This is a genomic window from Paenibacillus mucilaginosus 3016 (genome assembly GCF_000250655.1).
Lineage (GTDB): Bacteria > Bacillota > Bacilli > Paenibacillales > NBRC-103111 > Paenibacillus_G > Paenibacillus_G mucilaginosus.
This window is the reverse complement of sequence record NC_016935.1, coordinates 1,826,222-1,841,028: the sequence shown is the minus strand read 5'-3', so window position 1 is coordinate 1,841,028 and position 14,807 is coordinate 1,826,222. Positions and strand designations below refer to the sequence as shown.

Annotated in this window: 17 protein-coding genes, 1 tRNA gene and 1 pseudogene; 5 read left to right on the top strand and 14 right to left on the bottom strand. The window is 56.0% G+C overall.

Features of this window, described 5'->3' with window-relative positions:
- Positions 1-39 precede the first annotated feature (39 nt).
- From PM3016_RS08355 to PM3016_RS08335, 5 genes are all read right to left on the bottom strand, one after another.
- Entirely contained in the window at positions 40-408 is a 369-nt protein-coding gene (locus PM3016_RS08355) for a DUF4180 domain-containing protein (RefSeq protein WP_013915040.1), read from the bottom strand.
- A 122-nt stretch (positions 409-530) separates the two neighbouring features.
- Positions 531-1,199 carry a TetR/AcrR family transcriptional regulator gene (locus PM3016_RS08350; protein ID WP_014369109.1) on the bottom strand — a complete coding sequence of 223 codons (669 nt, stop codon included), beginning with the start codon at positions 1,197-1,199 and terminating at the stop codon, positions 531-533.
- Positions 1,200-1,372: 173 nt separating this feature from the next.
- Positions 1,373-2,347 carry an alpha/beta fold hydrolase gene (locus PM3016_RS08345; RefSeq protein WP_013915038.1) on the bottom strand — a complete coding sequence of 325 codons (975 nt, stop codon included), beginning with the start codon at positions 2,345-2,347 and terminating at the stop codon, positions 1,373-1,375.
- Positions 2,344-2,937 carry a MarR family winged helix-turn-helix transcriptional regulator gene (locus PM3016_RS08340; RefSeq protein ID WP_413783329.1) on the bottom strand — a complete coding sequence of 198 codons (594 nt, stop codon included), beginning with the start codon at positions 2,935-2,937 and terminating at the stop codon, positions 2,344-2,346. The genes PM3016_RS08345 and PM3016_RS08340 overlap by 4 nt, the downstream gene beginning before the upstream one ends.
- 149 nt (positions 2,938-3,086) lie before the next feature.
- On the bottom strand, positions 3,087-3,869 hold the full coding sequence (locus PM3016_RS08335) for an ArsR/SmtB family transcription factor (RefSeq protein ID WP_014369107.1): 783 nt from the start codon (positions 3,867-3,869) through the stop codon (positions 3,087-3,089).
- A 181-nt stretch (positions 3,870-4,050) separates the two neighbouring features.
- Between PM3016_RS08335 and PM3016_RS08330 the strand changes: the two genes are divergently transcribed.
- From PM3016_RS08330 to PM3016_RS08320, 3 genes are all read left to right on the top strand, one after another.
- The gene (locus PM3016_RS08330; protein WP_014369106.1) at positions 4,051-4,611 is read left to right on the top strand and encodes an NADPH-dependent FMN reductase; all 561 of its coding nucleotides are present in this window, start codon (positions 4,051-4,053) and stop codon (positions 4,609-4,611) included.
- An 84-nt stretch (positions 4,612-4,695) separates the two neighbouring features.
- The gene (locus PM3016_RS08325; protein ID WP_014369105.1) at positions 4,696-5,049 is read left to right on the top strand and encodes an ester cyclase; all 354 of its coding nucleotides are present in this window, start codon (positions 4,696-4,698) and stop codon (positions 5,047-5,049) included.
- A gap of 1 nt (position 5,050) precedes the next feature.
- Positions 5,051-5,452: an ester cyclase gene (locus tag PM3016_RS08320; RefSeq protein ID WP_014369104.1), complete on the top strand. Its 402-nt coding sequence runs from the start codon at positions 5,051-5,053 to the stop codon at positions 5,450-5,452.
- A gap of 137 nt (positions 5,453-5,589) precedes the next feature.
- Here PM3016_RS08320 and PM3016_RS08315 read toward each other — a convergent pair.
- Positions 5,590-5,662: transfer RNA gene (locus PM3016_RS08315), tRNA-Ala, on the bottom strand.
- A 106-nt stretch (positions 5,663-5,768) separates the two neighbouring features.
- Positions 5,769-6,248: a transcriptional regulator NrdR gene (gene nrdR / locus PM3016_RS08310; protein WP_013915032.1), complete on the bottom strand. Its 480-nt coding sequence runs from the start codon at positions 6,246-6,248 to the stop codon at positions 5,769-5,771.
- Positions 6,249-6,347: 99 nt separating this feature from the next.
- Between nrdR and PM3016_RS08305 the strand changes: the two genes are divergently transcribed.
- Entirely contained in the window at positions 6,348-6,572 is a 225-nt protein-coding gene (locus tag PM3016_RS08305; RefSeq protein WP_014369103.1) for an alpha/beta-type small acid-soluble spore protein, read from the top strand.
- A gap of 122 nt (positions 6,573-6,694) precedes the next feature.
- Here PM3016_RS08305 and PM3016_RS08300 read toward each other — a convergent pair whose 3' ends face one another.
- From PM3016_RS08300 to polA, 5 genes and pseudogenes are all read right to left on the bottom strand, one after another.
- On the bottom strand, positions 6,695-7,249 hold the full coding sequence (locus PM3016_RS08300; RefSeq protein ID WP_014369102.1) for a lytic transglycosylase domain-containing protein: 555 nt from the start codon (positions 7,247-7,249) through the stop codon (positions 6,695-6,697).
- Positions 7,246-7,842, bottom strand: coding sequence for a dephospho-CoA kinase (gene coaE / locus PM3016_RS08295; RefSeq protein WP_013915030.1), 597 nt, complete (start codon positions 7,840-7,842; stop codon positions 7,246-7,248). The genes PM3016_RS08300 and coaE overlap by 4 nt, the downstream gene beginning before the upstream one ends.
- A gap of 36 nt (positions 7,843-7,878) precedes the next feature.
- Positions 7,879-8,559 carry a sporulation membrane protein YtaF gene (gene ytaF / locus PM3016_RS08290; protein WP_013915029.1) on the bottom strand — a complete coding sequence of 227 codons (681 nt, stop codon included), beginning with the start codon at positions 8,557-8,559 and terminating at the stop codon, positions 7,879-7,881.
- Between the two features lie 143 nt (positions 8,560-8,702).
- A pseudogene (gene mutM, locus PM3016_RS08285) lies at positions 8,703-9,546 on the bottom strand (DNA-formamidopyrimidine glycosylase).
- An 18-nt stretch (positions 9,547-9,564) separates the two neighbouring features.
- Positions 9,565-12,276 (bottom strand): DNA polymerase I, encoded by a 2,712-nt coding sequence (polA, locus tag PM3016_RS08280; RefSeq protein WP_014369100.1) that lies wholly within the window; start codon positions 12,274-12,276, stop codon positions 9,565-9,567.
- Positions 12,277-12,466: 190 nt separating this feature from the next.
- Between polA and PM3016_RS08275 the strand changes: the two genes are divergently transcribed.
- On the top strand, positions 12,467-13,231 hold the full coding sequence (locus PM3016_RS08275; protein ID WP_014369099.1) for an HAD family hydrolase: 765 nt from the start codon (positions 12,467-12,469) through the stop codon (positions 13,229-13,231).
- 106 nt (positions 13,232-13,337) lie between these two features.
- On the opposite strand, the gene phoU is transcribed toward PM3016_RS08275, so the two are convergent.
- Together phoU and pstB are read right to left on the bottom strand one after the other, a co-directional pair.
- Complete coding sequence (phoU, locus tag PM3016_RS08270; protein WP_013915025.1) at positions 13,338-13,997, bottom strand: phosphate signaling complex protein PhoU; 660 nt, start codon at positions 13,995-13,997, stop codon at positions 13,338-13,340.
- Positions 13,998-14,031: 34 nt separating this feature from the next.
- A complete protein-coding gene (pstB, locus tag PM3016_RS08265) occupies positions 14,032-14,805 on the bottom strand; it encodes a phosphate ABC transporter ATP-binding protein PstB (RefSeq protein ID WP_013915024.1) in 774 nt (257 codons plus the stop codon).
- Positions 14,806-14,807: the final 2 nt, after the last annotated feature.

Genomic DNA, 14,807 nt, shown 5'->3' with positions numbered 1-14,807 from the left:
GCAGCTGTGCGTTAGACACCTGTACTCCTCCCGTTTCCACTACTTCAACCTGCTTAACTTCTCGATGGCCTGCTCTTCGGTCGCCAGGAAGAAGATATCGTTTCCGTTGTTCGATTCATAGATGAAATCCCGCAGGCTCCGGCTCGTGTAGCCTGAGAAATCACCAACAATGGCAGCCTTCACATGATAGTTGACGAACTTCTGGAGAATTTCGCCGGCCAGGCGGGTTTTCAGATCAAAGAAGCTCTCGCTGAGCAGCGACTTGTAAATGACGAGCCGGTCACTGTCCGTTTCATAACGAACGGTTGCCATCAAATCCAGCGCTGCCTGCACATCCTCGATCAGAATCTCGCTCCCGCTGACAACGGCAATCGGATGTCCGCCTGTTTCTACTTTTTTTATTTTCAAAATGCCCACTCCTCGTTCGGGTATATCGTTTTGCGTTCCGCCCCACTTCGCACAAAGGCCAAAAACGATATATCCTCACTCAACATTAAGTTCCGCTAGGCTTCGACTAAAGACACTACGACCTACCCGCTTGACCGCTGGGAAGAGGTTAGCCTTCGAACATAATCTTCGCCGATGTACCGGTTATCTTCTCCATGGACCGGCGGAATCTTCGCCACCCGGAAGAAGCTGAGACCCACCACCATCGCCAGCAGTCCATAGGCGGCACTCTGGGAATCTTCTACAGCCATATGCCCCGTCATCCGGCCGTAGTCCATAATCCGGGTAATTCCCTTGAGGTCGGCCTGATAGCTCTCCGACACGACTTCCTGGAGCTTGGGGTCGATCGCGGCTTTGGAGAAAAACTGCAGGAAAAGCCTTGCCTGATCTTCAAACGGGATATACATGTTCTCCATGCCGTCCAGCTGCGAAACATTGATTTTCCGGTCTGCATCATCCCGGTATGGCGGCAGGATGTGATCCATCGTTACGCCGATCATTTCTCCGGCAGTCATGGTGCTTCGTAGTTCCGACTCGATCTTAAGTCCATAATAAGCCATAAAGGCCTTGAAAGCTTCGATCGTCAAATGATCTTTATTCTTGTAATAATAGGTGACGACTCCCTTGGAGCAGTCCGCATATTCGGCTACCTTATCGAGCGTCATGCCGTCGATGCCGTGCAGGCTGATGCAGGTTAGCGTGGCGTTGATGACCTCTGCGCGGCGCTTCGGTTCCATTCCTACTTTGGGCATGATTCACCTGACCTCAATCTTTTTATACTGTACAGTCGGAATAAAAAAATCTTACACCAGCATTTCCCAGTTTGTCAAACAAGACTTCGCAGAACGGCGCTTGAGCCATACCAAAAAACCACACCTTCAATGGTGTGGCTAATAGGTTCAAATTTAAGCCCGAAGCACCCGCTTTATGCATTACTTTCTTCCATCCGGCTGATATTCCGCAATGCATCATAGAATGAGTCCGGCTGATCCATCATAGTCATATGCCCGGCATCCGGAAGGATGACGATCCCTTTTCTTGGGGCTGCGATTTCTTCGAAATATTGTTGTGCGATGACAAAGGGGGCCTGCCAATCATTTCCCCCCAAAATATAATAGATGGGAACTTGATACACTGCCGGTTCTTCCCGGAGATTGAAGCTCCCTAGAAATTGATGAAGATAGGCATTTGCCTTGGCCAGGTTGAGAAACGAGGTAATATCGGAGAACCGGAAGATCGGGCTCTGGAATACGGTGAACCAAATCCCGATACCGATCTTTACCGCCAAATTATATTTTCCCTGAAGCTTTCGGACCTTTCCGCACTTTTTCAGAAACTCGCGGTTAAACACGATGTTTTCCCCGGGATATTCACCGATGGACTCCAGCTGTTTTAACGATCTCCGATCACCGGACAGCACAATCGCTTCTTTGACTTTTTGATATCCGACCCTCTCATTTTCGAGCATATTCACAACCTGCCCGACACCGACATAGTAGGCTGCGTCTTCGGGATGCTTTCGAATGAACAAGGAACCCAGAACGCTCCCCCATGAATGGCCTAGAATCACAAGCTGCCGCTTACTGTATTTGGCTTTCAAGTATTGAACGACTTCATACAAATCCTGGAGCAGCACATCCATCGTAGGAAACTGATCCGGATGCCTGGCCAGTGTCTTCCCTGCTCCGCGCTGATCCCAATGTACAACGGTGTAGATCTCCTCCCACTTATCCTGGAAAGTTCTGGTGAACAAAGATTCGACCGAGCCGGGACCTCCGTGCAAAAACAGCATAACGGGATTATCGCGGCGGGTTCCCAAGTGGTACAGGAATTGACTGATCCCATTAATCGGAACATATTCTTCAAGACAAATAGGCCTCTTGCCAATCCTCTTTTTCATTGGCCCACCCCGCTTTGGGATTGTTTTCTTCGTCTTGCGAATTCCTTTAACACCCTGGATTCCAGTTCCTCTTGATTGTCAACGGGCTCCAGTTTGCCTTTCTCTTCGAATCCATCCTGAGTTTCACCGTCAAACCGGTACATTTTCTTAAGCAAGACCCACAATTGCTCCAGTTCTTCCGTTGAAAACTCCGCAAACAGATCGGCGAAAAAATAGATTCCTTTTTCGGCCGCTTCCACCATAACTTGTCGGCCTGACACTGTAATCTGCACGTTGACTGCGCGTTTGTCCTTCAGGCTCGGCGTGATCCGAAGGTATCCCTTCTTCTCCAGGATCTCGACGATCTGCTTGACGCTCTGTTTGGTGGTTCCTAATTTTCGGGCGATATTGTTAAGTGTCGTTTCATCCTGCTGCAAATGGGCAATAGCCACCATCGTCATATACTGCCTGGAGGTCAAGCGCTGTAAGTAAGCATCTCCCTTGATCTGGATCTTATTGGCAAGCGAGAACAAAGTGGCATACGTCTGCTGCATCAAAAACAATTCCCGGTACGCATCCAAAATAACCCTCAGCACCTTTCTTTTAGACATGATATTGTCTATATAAAGAGTACCAAAGAAATGAAAATAAGTCAATATACTGTCTTTTAATAACCCTAACGAAAAAACCACGCCTGGGTCAGCGTGGCCGGGTTGGAAGAGTTTCTTTGCGGCGGGGCCGCTGCATGACACGGAGGCTGCTATTCAATGGCGCTGCCTTCATTGCCGGCGAGCATCTCCCCGGTTTCGAGCAGCGTCTTCATACCGGAAAGAACCATCGGCAGCCCGTTTTCAAGAATCTTAGCGGTGCTTGCCGCCTGCCCGAATTCATCGTGCACAACGGTGACGAGGGTCACGCCGTGAAGGTCGGGATGCGCTGCGATCTCCCACGTAATGCGCGAAGGGGTGTCGCTCTCCGTTCCGGGAAACGAAATGAATCTCCAGCTCATCACTAGCTTATTCGGGGGATCCATCTCGAGTAGGATCCCCTCCGCCTTCTTCTCTTCCCCATTCCATAGTTCGAACGGAGAGTCGATTTCCCAGGTCGACCGGATGGCGCAGTTGAACCAGAACTTCGAAGTTTTGGCCGGATCGGTGAGGGCCTGCCATACTTGTTCAGGCTTTGCTTTAATCGCTATCCGGTTTACCTGCCGGGGGCTGCTGTCCATATGCGTTTCACGCTCCAGTTCGTTTTGAAGAGAGGTTAGGCCGATTGCCCATGGCTCGGCGTACTTGCTCACCCATCTCTCATAAATTTGACGTATGGGCACCGCATTGAGATAATGCAGCTTTTCGCGCCCTGCTTTCCTCGTGGTGATGAGCCCGGCTTCTTCCAGCAGATTCAGATGCTTCATGACGCCGAATCTGGACATATCCAGCGGCGCGCAGAGATCGTTCAGCGTCCGCCCGTCTGAGGCATGAAGCAGATCCAAGAGCTTCCGGCGGCTGGGATCCGCGAGCGCCTTGAATATGTCGTTTTCCAATCGAAATCCCTCCTTCTGCACGAGTTCGAAAAAAACGGCTTTGCGGCCCTTGACACGTTACCAATTGGTAACGTATTATAAAAACATCACAAGTGACTTTATAGTCACATGTTAACACACACGGATCGGTTTGTCAGCCGGCGGCACGCAGATCCCTCAGCCAATTTGAAATGGAAAGGTGATGCCGAACATGAACGTAACCCTGATTGCAGGAAGCAACCGGACCAATGCAGCCAGCACATGCCTTCTCAGATCTATCGAGCGCCTCTTGAAAGCCCGTCAGATTTCGGTCAGGTTTGTCGATTTATCCGAGCTGCCGCTGCCGCTTTTTTCACCCGACAACCTGGAGCTTCATCCGAACGCTCAACTTCTATTGGAAGCCATTGCCGATGGGGATGGATTGATCCTGGCGACCCCCGAATACCATGGTTCCCTGTCAGGCACACTCAAAAACGCGTTGGATTACATCACCGCAGGCCAGGTTGCGGGCAAGGCCGTGCTATCCGTAAGCTCGGCGGGCGGTCCGCTCGGAGTTAGCTCGCTCTCGCACCTGCAGTCGATTGTCCGCAATTTGCATGGGATCAACTGCCCGGAATGGATTTCGATCGGAGCCGGCTCCCCTGCCTTTGGTCCCGACGGCTCCCTATCGGACGAGGGGATGCGCCAAAGTGTTCAGGATGCCGTCCACAGCTTCGTGGTGCTGACCGGGAAGCTTAAGGCAGCCCCCGCGGCAGTCAACTAATCGTGCGGGATCTTTTTTTTCGTCAATACGTTACCTTTTGGTAACATAATTATCACAGAAAATCTATAGAAGGAGCGATTTGCAATGAAAACCAGGGAACAAAAAAATGCCGAAACGGTGGCAGCCTTTATCGAGGAGCCTTCAAATCAAGGCCTGTTGGAGAAAACCGGTCAACTCTTTGTGCCGCACATCGCGGAGGCATTCACGGACCGGCGTTATTCCGTGGAGGAGATTCTGGCTGATGGAGAGAAGGTCATCGCGAGAATTGCCATGACGGCTGTGCATTCCGGCCATTTTGCAGGCCATGCTCCTACAGGCCGTACCGTAAAGGCAACGCAGTTCCGCGAATTCCGTGTTACGGACGGAACCATCACCGAACACTGGAGCTGGTTCGACACAGGCACGCTATTACCTCAAATTGCGAAAGGAGCTGTCTAACATGAAAACGATGGAAGAGCGAAACGTAGAAACGGTCCGTACATTTATTGAAGCATTTTGGAACCGGAGTGAATTCGAGTGTGTGGACCGTTTTCTGGCAACCGATTATCAGGAGCTCTCGTACCAATCCAAGGATGGCCTGAAGAAATTCGCAGCGACGATCCTGGAGGCCTTCCCCGATAAACGATACACCATAGAAGAGATGATGGGGCAAGGCGATATCGTACTCGTAAGAATGACAGTGAAAGGCACACATCAAGGCATCTTCTTCGGAACCGCGCCGCAGGGCAGGCGGATAGATGTCACTCTGTACCGTCGATATCGTGTTGTAGACGGAAGGATTACCGAGCATCGCGGCTGGATCGATATGGTGACCATGTGGCACCAAATTCGGGGCGAGTAGACCTCACCCGGCCAACCCGCAGCAAGAACACAAACGAAATCCCATGACTAAAGTATAACCTGACGCTCATCCTCTTGATTCTCGCCTTCTTACAAATAAAAAAGCACCGACCATCAAAGGTCGGTGCTTCTTGGTTATGGAGCCTAGGGGGATCGAACCCCTGACCTCATCGCTGCCAGCGATGCGCTCTCCCAGCTGAGCTAAGGCCCCGTGTATCTTGCTCGCTCACTCGCTTCGTCCGTGGCGACAAGAATGATAATACCACACAGGGTCAAAGCTTGTCAACAATCTTTCGATTCTTTTTTCGGGCCATACCTTACTTCAAGTTATCGCCGCCAACTTGGTGCTTGGAGAGCAGCTCATTGAGCTCCTTCATGAACATATTGATGTCCTTGAACTGCCGGTATACCGAGGCGAACCGGATGTACGCCACCTCATCGACCGGGTACAACTCGGTCATCACGATCTCCCCGATCTCGCGGCTGTCGACTTCGGCATGGGCCGTGTTGCGCACCTGCTTCTCGACCTCGGAGACGATCATCTCCAGCCTCTCGAGCGATACGGGACGCTTCTCGCAGGCACGGATGAGGCCCCGCAGCATCTTCTCCCGGGAGAACTCCTCACGGGATCCGTCCTTCTTAATAACGATCAACGGCGTCTCTTCCACCATCTCGAATGTCGTGAAGCGCTTCTGGCACTTCTCGCATTCCCTGCGGCGCCGTATGGATTTGTTCTCGTTCGCAGCCCGCGAATCCAGCACCTTGGTGCCGATGTAGTCACAATAAGGGCATTTCATCGCATAGCTTCCTTTCGGATAATTACCACAAGCTTCCGCTCATGAACTTCGGGCAACCGCCGCATAATAGTGTTACCAACGACAAGGAGGTGAACAGACATGGGTGCAGGACAATCCCGCAGCAGCAATGTATTGGTAGTGCCTCAAGCAAACGCAGCGTTGGATCAACTGAAATACGAAGTAGCTCAGGAACTGGGTATCGCCATTCCGCAAGACGGTTACTACGGTAACATGGCTACTCGTGATACTGGTGCTATCGGTGGTCACATTACTCGCCGCCTGGTACAAATCGCTGAGCAGTCGCTTGCCGGTCAATTCAAATAATAACACGTTTTAAAGAATAAGCAAGGAGTATCGGACGCTTCCCGGGAAGCCTTGTCCGGTACTCCTTTCCTTATTCCCGGAAGCGGCAGGAGGGCCTGCATCCGTTAAGGAAGCATCTTACCTCACCCTTCGCCATACAGCTTCTGGTATTTGTGATAATAATACAGCACCCTCTGTACATAGTGCCGGGTCTCGCCGTATGGAATGTTCTCCACACCTTCCATCGTGCCGTCCCATTCCTTCTCCTCGAGCCACCGGCTGACTTTGCCGTGGCCGGCATTATAGCCGGCCACAACGGCTACCATGTTGCCGGCGAACTGCTTCCTCATCCAGCTCAGGTACCACGCGCCCAGCTCGATGCTGATCTGGGGTTCGACGAGACGGTTCTTGTAGCCTTCCGGCAGTTCGGCCTTATCGATGATCCACCCTGACGTATCGGGCATGAGCTGCATCAGCCCGTAGGCGCCCTTGTTGGACTGCTCGTCCACCTTGTAGTTCGACTCCACCCGGATGACGGCGGCAATCAGATAAGGATCGAGTTCATATTTGGCTGCATTTTGGCGTATTTCCTCCTGATAGCGGATCGGATAGAGCATCCGCGAACTGCTGAGAAACAAGAAGAGGACAAAGGTGATCAGCAGGAGGGCAAACACCCTCTTTTTTCGCCAAAAGGTCATGAGAGTCCCCTCTCATCCCAGAACCGCTGCACCTGCAGCTCCGTCTCTTCCAGCGTGCCGGAATTGTCAATGAGGACATCGGCCAGACGCCGCTTCTCCTCGATATCCCACTGGGCCTGCAGCCTGCGGACTGCAGCCTCTTCATCGATACCGTCGCGCTTCATCAGACGCTGGAGCTGAACGGCCCTGGGCACATATACGACCATGACCTGCTCATACTGCTCCTGAAGCCCCGACTCGTACAGCAGCGGCACGTCCACGACGACCAGCTTGTCCGGATGCTGCGCCTCAAGGGTCCGCATCCGCTCCCGCATCGCCGCCCGGATGGGCGGATGCAGCAGCCCTTCGAGATCCTTCAGCGCCTCCGGATTGCCGAAGACGCGCTCGCCAAGCTTCTTGCGGTGCAGCGAGCCGTCCGGCAGCAGCAGATCCTCACCGAAGCGCGCGATCACCTGGGCGAGTACCGGAGTGCCGGGCATGACGACCTCCCGGGCAATCCGGTCCGCATCGACGAGCAGTGCACCCCGGCGGACGAGCATGTCGGCTACTGTACTTTTTCCGCAGGCGATCCCCCCGGTTAATCCGATATTCATGCGCATTCCCCTATGTGTAAGAAGTATGAAGTAGTGCTACAACAATTTCATGATGCCCATCACAATCAAAACAAATCCGGGCAGCACCGCAAGTTTGCGGATCCACGGCAGGCCGGCGTACCGGTATCCGATCCGCAGTCCGATGGCCAGGAAGGTCCCGCTGGCCAGGGCAATCACCGCCGCCGTAAGCCAAGGCGTGAATCCGAGCAGCGCAGCTCCCACCCCCGCCCCGAAGGCATCCAGCGACAGCGCCACGCCGAGCAGGGTGGCCTCATAGGCGGAGATGTTGCCGGAACGGTCCACATCCGCCGCCTGCGGCGTCCGCAGAATCTGGATCACAAGGCCGAACCGCTTGAGCTCGATGTACAGAATCTCCCTCGCCGATACGGGCGTTCCCGCCGCGGAAACCGCAGGCTTCTCCTCGCCGGAACCCGGATCCTCTTCGTCACGCTGTGTCATCATCTGCACCAGCGCCCAGATGCCGATTCCGATCATGATCAGCGCTCCGATCAGCTTTGCCCCTGACGGGTTCAGGAAGCCCCGGAGCAGAACGCCGAGCCCCATCGAAGCATAGATGATGCCTCCGGAGCAGGCTGCTATAATAACGATCGACAGAAGAGGAATGCGGATCCGGCGCAGGCCGTAGGTGACGCCGACCCCGAAACCGTCCAAAGAAACGGCCAGTGCAAGCAGCAGCAGTGAGATACCAGGCAGCATATCGTAATCCTCCCTCAAGGGTTGAATGACGCCTGAGGGGCTGTAGAATATCAAGCCCGAGCAGCATTAGGACGTCTCACCCTTACTATATGGGAGTCCTGGGCGGGGTGTGCATTCCCCGCGGGGCCTGCCTGGCTTATACGCTAACTGCGCATGCGTTTCATCTTCTGGCACTTCGGACACGTATGCGTGCCGCGGCCTCCGACCACCGTCTTCTCGATGGCGTGTCCGCAGTTCGGGCACGGTTCGGTTCTTGCGGCCGTACACGCGGAAGCTGTGCTGGAACATACCCATCTCCCCCTGGCCGTTGACGAACGACTTGATGGACGACCCGCCGGCCTCCACCGCATCGGTAAGCGTCTGGATGATGGCCTGGTGGAGCCGAATCATCTCCGCTTTCGTCAGCGTGTCCGCTTCCCGCTCAGGGTGAATGCCTGCCAGGAAGAGGGATTCATCCACATAAATATTCCCGATTCCGACGATATATTCCTGATTGAGCAGCAGCGGCTTGATCTTCGTCTTCCGGCCGGCGATCCGGCTGCGGAACGCTTCGAAGGTGAACGCCTCGTCCAGAGGCTCGAGCCCCAGCTTCTTCAGCGGCTTCTCCTCCAGGTCCCGCCCCCGTTCGTAGATATGCATCGTGCCGAACTGGCGCACATCCTTATACCGGAGCTCCGTGCCGTCCGTAAAATGAAACACGACATGCGTATGCAGCTCCAAAGGGTCATCCGCTTCATAAACCCCGTAGCGTCCTTCCATCCGCAGATGGGAGACGAGCGTGAAGCGGTCCGTATGGATGCGCAGGAATTTGCCCCTGCGCTCCACCTCCTGAATCGTCTCGCCTTCAAGAAGAGCCTTGAACGTCTCGATGTCATCCGGGTGCTGGATAATCCGCGCCAGGTGTACCGACACCCGCTCGATCGTCTTGCCGGCCACGAGGACGTTCAGCGTCCTGCGGACCGTTTCTACCTCCGGCAGTTCCGGCATGCTGTCTTTCCCTCCCTGTTACTTCGCCTCGTACCAGTTCTCCCCGGAGTCCACGTCGACCTTCAGCGGCACATCGAGCTTCAGGGCATTCTCCATCACATCGGCGACCATGGCCTTCATGGTCTCGAGCTCTTCCTCCGGCACCTCGAGTACAAGTTCGTCATGCACCTGGAGCAGCAGCCGGCTCTTGACGCCTTCGCGCTCCATGCGTTCTTCCAGCTGGACCATCGCCAGCTTGATGATATCCGCGGCCGTTCCCTGGATCGGCGTATTCATGGCCGTACGCTCCGCGAAGGAGCGGAGATTGAAGTTCGACGCCTTGATCTCCGGCAGATACCTGCGCCGCTGGAGCAGCGTCGTCACGTAGCCGTCGTCGCGCGCCTTTTTCACGATATCATCCATATATTTGCGTACCCCGCCGAACACGGCAAAATACTGCTCGATGAACCTCCCCGCATCCTTCCGGGTGATATTCAGGTTCTGGGACAAGCCATAGTCGCTGATGCCGTAGACGATCCCAAAGTTAACCGCCTTGGCTTGGCGGCGCATGTTGGCATCCACCGCGTCCTCGGACACGCCGAACACGTCCATCGCCGTCTTCGTGTGCACGTCCATATCCTCGCGGAAGGCTTCCATCAGCCGTTCATCCTGCGAGATGTGGGCAAGCACGCGCAGCTCGATCTGGGAGTAGTCCGCCGTCAGGATGCGCCAGCCCGGCTGGGAAGGCACGAAGACCTTACGGATCTTGCGGCCTTCCTCCAGCCGGATCGGGATATTCTGCAGGTTCGGGTACTGGGAGCTGAGGCGTCCCGTAGCCGCGATCGTCTGCCGGTAGTAGGTGTGCACCTTGCCCGTATCCTGCCGCACCTCCTTAAGCAGCCCTTCGACGTAGGTCGACTGGAGCTTGGACAGCGTGCGGTAGTTCAGGATATGGCCGACCACCGGGTGGAACGGCTCCAGCTTCTCGAGCACCTCGGCATCGGTCGAATATCCGGTCTTCGTCTTCTTGACTACCGGCAGCTGCAGCTTCTCGAAGAGCACCTCACCGAGCTGCTTCGGCGAATTGATGTTGAACTCCATGCCGGCCGAGTCGTAGATCGCCGCCATAATGCTCTCCAGCCGGCCGGAGAGCTCGGCCCCGTAGGCCTTGAGCTCTTCGACATCGACCTTGATGCCCTTGCGCTCCATGTTCGCCAGCACGGTGGCCAGCGGCAGCTCCAGCTCGTGGAAAAGCTTCTGCATCTCGCTCTTCTCCAGCTCCTCCTGCAGCTTCGCTGTCAAGCGGTACACCGCAGCCGCCTTGTCGCACAGGAAGTCGCTGACGGCTCCGTCGCTCGGCAGCTTGAACTTCGCGCCCTTGCCGAAGACGTCCTCGTCGCTCTTCAGCGCGGGCATGCCGTAACGGGACGTCAAGCCGCTCAGGGTCAGAGTCGTATCCGTCGGGTCGAGCAGGTACCCGGCAAGCAGCACGTCGAAGCTCACGCCTCTCAGCTCTACGCCCTGCCAGGACAAGGCGACGGACGCCTTGTGGACATCGTAGATCGAGACGGACTTGTCCTCCGACTCCAGCCAGGCTCTTACTTCGGCGGCGGCCTCGTCCTTCAGGAGAGAGAACGGCACATAGTATGCCGTCGGGGCCGCTTCCTCCTCCCCGTCCGGCTCGCCCTCCACCAGGAAGGCCGCTCCCAGCACTTCGCCGACGTGGGGATTCTCTCCGATAACCTCGACATGCAGCGCCTTCACGCGGGGCAGCGCCTGAACCAGCGCGTTCACCTGATCCGGTCCCACGAGAACCGATTCCACCGCCACGGCCGCCTGTGCGCCTTCACCTTCGGCCGCCAGTCCGGCACCGGACAGACCAAGCCGCTCCAGGATTTGCTTGAACTCCAGCTTCCGCAGCTTCTCTGCCAGCGCATCATCGTCATAGCCGCTGTAAGCAAGCTCGTCCCACGTCATCTCCAGCGGCACTTCGCGGTAGATCGTCGCGAGATCCTTGCTCATCTTCGCATCCTCCACATGCGCGGCCACCTTCTCGCCAAGCTTTCCTTTGATGGAAGAAGCGTTCTCGAGCACATTCTCGAGCGAGCCGTATTCATGAAGGAGCTTCAGCGCCGTCTTCTCCCCTACCCCCGGAATCCCCGGAATGTTGTCGGAGGCGTCGCCCATGAGCCCTTTGAGATCGATGATCTGAAGCGGCTTCAGGCCGTACTTCTCCCCGATATAAGCCGGATCATGCAGCTCCACTTCGGAGATGCCCTTGCGGGAGAGCGCGATCGAGACGCGGTCGGAGGCAAGCTGCAGCATATCCTTGTCCCCGGTCACGACGAGAACGTCCATATCGTTCTTCTCATCGGCAATGCGGGTCAGCGTCCCGATAATATCGTCCGCTTCATAGCCCTCGAGCTGGAACTGCTTGATCCCGAAGCTCTCCAGCAGTTCTTTCAATACAGGGAACTGCTCGGAGAGCTCCCCCGGCGTCTTCTCCCGGCCGCCCTTGTAATCGGCATAATTGCTATGTCGGAACGTCGCCTTCCCTGCGTCGAACGCCACGAGAAAATGCGTCGGTTTCTCTTCTTGGATGAGCCTCAGCAGCATCTGTGTAAAACCAAGGATCGCATTGGTATGCAGTCCCTTCGAATTGCTAAGCAGCGGCAGCGCAAAAAACGCGCGGTACGCTATGTTGTTGCCGTCGATCAGCACCAATTTGGACAAAAGAAGCACCCCATTCATCTAACTCTGCTCCTTACATGATAGCATAGGACGGCGCAATAAAAAAACATCGCGGATCGTGCCGGTCCATGGGGTGACCGCCGTTCCCGCCGCATAAACATAGGAAAAAGACTTCCCCTGCAAGCCTCCTGGCTTTACCGGGGGAAGTGGAACGAAGTCGCTTCCGGGCAAGCGAAGATCGGAGGGACTCATGAAAGAAGCAGCGCGCATGAACGGCAAAACGGCGGTATGCTTCGACGTCAACCAAACGCTCGTACAGCAGGGATTGAGCTTCGAACAAAGCTTCCGGGGGGTATGGCAGGACTATACCGCCCGTTGGCTGCAGGAACAAACACCAAGCCAGGAGACCCTCTGGGCGGCCTATATCACCCGGTGGCAGCAGCGCAAGAAAGCGCGGACCACCTTCAAGCAGCTCGATGAGCTGCAGCAGCAGTGCCTGCGGGAAGCGCTGCTGGAGCTCGGCGTCCCTATCTCCACCGGCCTCGCCCGCAGTTTCATGGAAGAGCTGCGGCGCCAGCAGGTCGGTGCGAAGACGCTCATGCCCCGCACCCCCGAGATCCTCGAGAAGCTGTCGCAGACCCACCGGCTTGCGATCATCTCGAACAGCCCCCGCAGCGAGGTGCTGCTGATGCTCGGGCGCTTCGGCCTCACCGGCTACTTCCCCGAGGAGCGGATCTTCACCGCATCCAGGCCCGCCGAGAAGAAACCGGCCTCTTCCCTATTCCGCTCGGCGCTTCAGGCGCTCGGCGTCCCGCCCCGGCAGGCCGTCATGGTCGGCAACTCCTGGAAGCATGATGTCTGCGGAGCGGTCAAGGCCGGGATGGACGCCGTCTGGCTGAATCCCGGGGTCCATCCAACCGCGGCAGGGGCGCGGACGGTCTCCGAACAGCGGCTCGGCAAGCGCCGGGTCGTCCTGATCCGGGAGCTCGGCCAGCTCACCGACTTGTTCCCCTGAGGCTTCCGAATCTGCTCTGACGAGAACGAAACAAAGCCTGCATGCTCCGGAGAGCATTGCAGGCTTTGTCCTTCTTATGCCGTGTATTCCCGTGTGTTACTTAAGATCAGACATTCAGATCTTTGCGCTTGCCGGTCACCATGAAGATGACCCCTTCCCCGATATTCGTCGAGTGGTCGGCCACCCGCTCGAGGAAATGCGCGGCAAGCATCAGCTGCGACAGCTGGCGGTTGCGGGCCAGGTCATCCCCCATCAGGGCGATGACATCGTTGACCACGACCCCGTACAGCTTGTCGATCTCGTCGTCCTTCTCGGCGAGCGATGCCGCCCGGTGAACGTTGCGCTCGGTGTAAGCCAGAAGGCTCTCGCGAAGCATCGCCTGGGTCATCTGCGCCATCCGCGGGATGTCCTCGAGCGGCTTCACCAGCTCCTGGCCGTTCAGCCGGATTGTGATCTTCGCGATATCCACAGCATGATCCGCGATGCGCTCGAGGTCCGTGGCGATCTTCAGCGCCATGGAGATGACCCGGAGATCGCTGGCCATCGGCTGCTGCAGGGCTATCAGCCGCATGGAATCTTCCTCGATCTTCGCCGTCATTTCGTCGATCGCGTCATCCTGCTTGATCGTTTGAATCGCGAGGTTCTCATCGAGCTTCGACAGCGATTCCACCGCCTGATGAATCAGATGTTCCACTTGAATCCCCATCGTGAGAAGATCCTGCTGCAGGTTGTCTAAGGATTGGTGGAAGTTCACCCGGTTATCCACTTGCAACGCTCCTTTGTATCAATGGATTCTTTACTCAGCCAAAACGTCCCGTGATGTAATCTTCCGTCCGCTGGTCCGAAGGAGTCGTGAAAATCTTATCCGTCTTGTCGGTCTCGACGAGAATCCCGTTCAGGAAGAAGGAGGTGTAATCGGAGATCCGTGCCGCCTGCTGCATATTGTGCGTTACGATGATAATCGTATACTTCTCCTTCAGCTCCTGAGTCAGTTCTTCCACCTTCAGGGTCGAGATCGGGTCGAGCGCCGAGGTCGGTTCGTCCATGAGCAGGACGTCCGGCTCCACCGCCAGCAGGCGGGCGATGCACAGACGCTGCTGCTGGCCGCCGGAGAGGCCCAGCGCCGACTTGTTCAGGCGGTCCTTGACTTCATCCCACAGGGCCGCCTGCTTCAGGCTGCGCTCTACGAGGCCGTCCAATACAGATTTTTTCTTGATACCATGGATGCGCGGTCCGTAAGCGATGTTGTCGTAGATGCTCATCGGGAACGGGTTCGGCCGCTGGAAGACCATGCCTACCTTCTTGCGCAGGGACACGACATCCGTCTCATCGTCATAGATATTTTGTCCGTCCACATAAATCTTGCCGGTAATCCGCACGTTGTCGATCAGGTCGTTCATCCGGTTCAGCGTCCGGAGGAAGGTCGACTTGCCGCAGCCGGACGGGCCGATCAGGGCCTGGATGTGGTTCTTGCCGATCTCAAGCTCGATGTTCTGCAGGGCCTGATTATCGCCATAATACAAATTTAACTGCTCTACCTTGATTTTATTCGAAGTCGCCGCTGCAACCGCCATGT

Excerpts from the sequence above, each read along its gene's own strand:
- PM3016_RS08350 (WP_014369109.1), bottom strand. The coding sequence starts at position 1,199 with ATGCCCAAAGTAGGAATGGAACCGAAGCGCCGCGCAGAGGTCATCAAC.
- PM3016_RS08345 (WP_013915038.1), bottom strand. The coding sequence starts at position 2,347 with ATGAAAAAGAGGATTGGCAAGAGGCCTATTTGTCTTGAAGAATATGTT.
- PM3016_RS08340 (WP_413783329.1), bottom strand. The coding sequence starts at position 2,937 with ATGTCTAAAAGAAAGGTGCTGAGGGTTATTTTGGATGCGTACCGGGAA.
- PM3016_RS08330 (WP_014369106.1), top strand. The coding sequence starts at position 4,051 with ATGCCGAACATGAACGTAACCCTGATTGCAGGAAGCAACCGGACCAAT.
- PM3016_RS08325 (WP_014369105.1), top strand. The coding sequence starts at position 4,696 with ATGAAAACCAGGGAACAAAAAAATGCCGAAACGGTGGCAGCCTTTATC.
- PM3016_RS08320 (WP_014369104.1), top strand. The coding sequence starts at position 5,051 with ATGAAAACGATGGAAGAGCGAAACGTAGAAACGGTCCGTACATTTATT.
- nrdR (WP_013915032.1), bottom strand. The coding sequence starts at position 6,248 with ATGAAATGCCCTTATTGTGACTACATCGGCACCAAGGTGCTGGATTCG.
- PM3016_RS08305 (WP_014369103.1), top strand. The coding sequence starts at position 6,348 with ATGGGTGCAGGACAATCCCGCAGCAGCAATGTATTGGTAGTGCCTCAA.
- PM3016_RS08300 (WP_014369102.1), bottom strand. The coding sequence starts at position 7,249 with ATGACCTTTTGGCGAAAAAAGAGGGTGTTTGCCCTCCTGCTGATCACC.
- coaE (WP_013915030.1), bottom strand. The coding sequence starts at position 7,842 with ATGAATATCGGATTAACCGGGGGGATCGCCTGCGGAAAAAGTACAGTA.
- ytaF (WP_013915029.1), bottom strand. The coding sequence starts at position 8,559 with ATGCTGCCTGGTATCTCACTGCTGCTGCTTGCACTGGCCGTTTCTTTG.
- polA (WP_014369100.1), bottom strand. The coding sequence starts at position 12,276 with ATGAATGGGGTGCTTCTTTTGTCCAAATTGGTGCTGATCGACGGCAAC.
- PM3016_RS08275 (WP_014369099.1), top strand. The coding sequence starts at position 12,467 with ATGAAAGAAGCAGCGCGCATGAACGGCAAAACGGCGGTATGCTTCGAC.
- pstB (WP_013915024.1), bottom strand. The coding sequence starts at position 14,805 with ATGGCGGTTGCAGCGGCGACTTCGAATAAAATCAAGGTAGAGCAGTTA.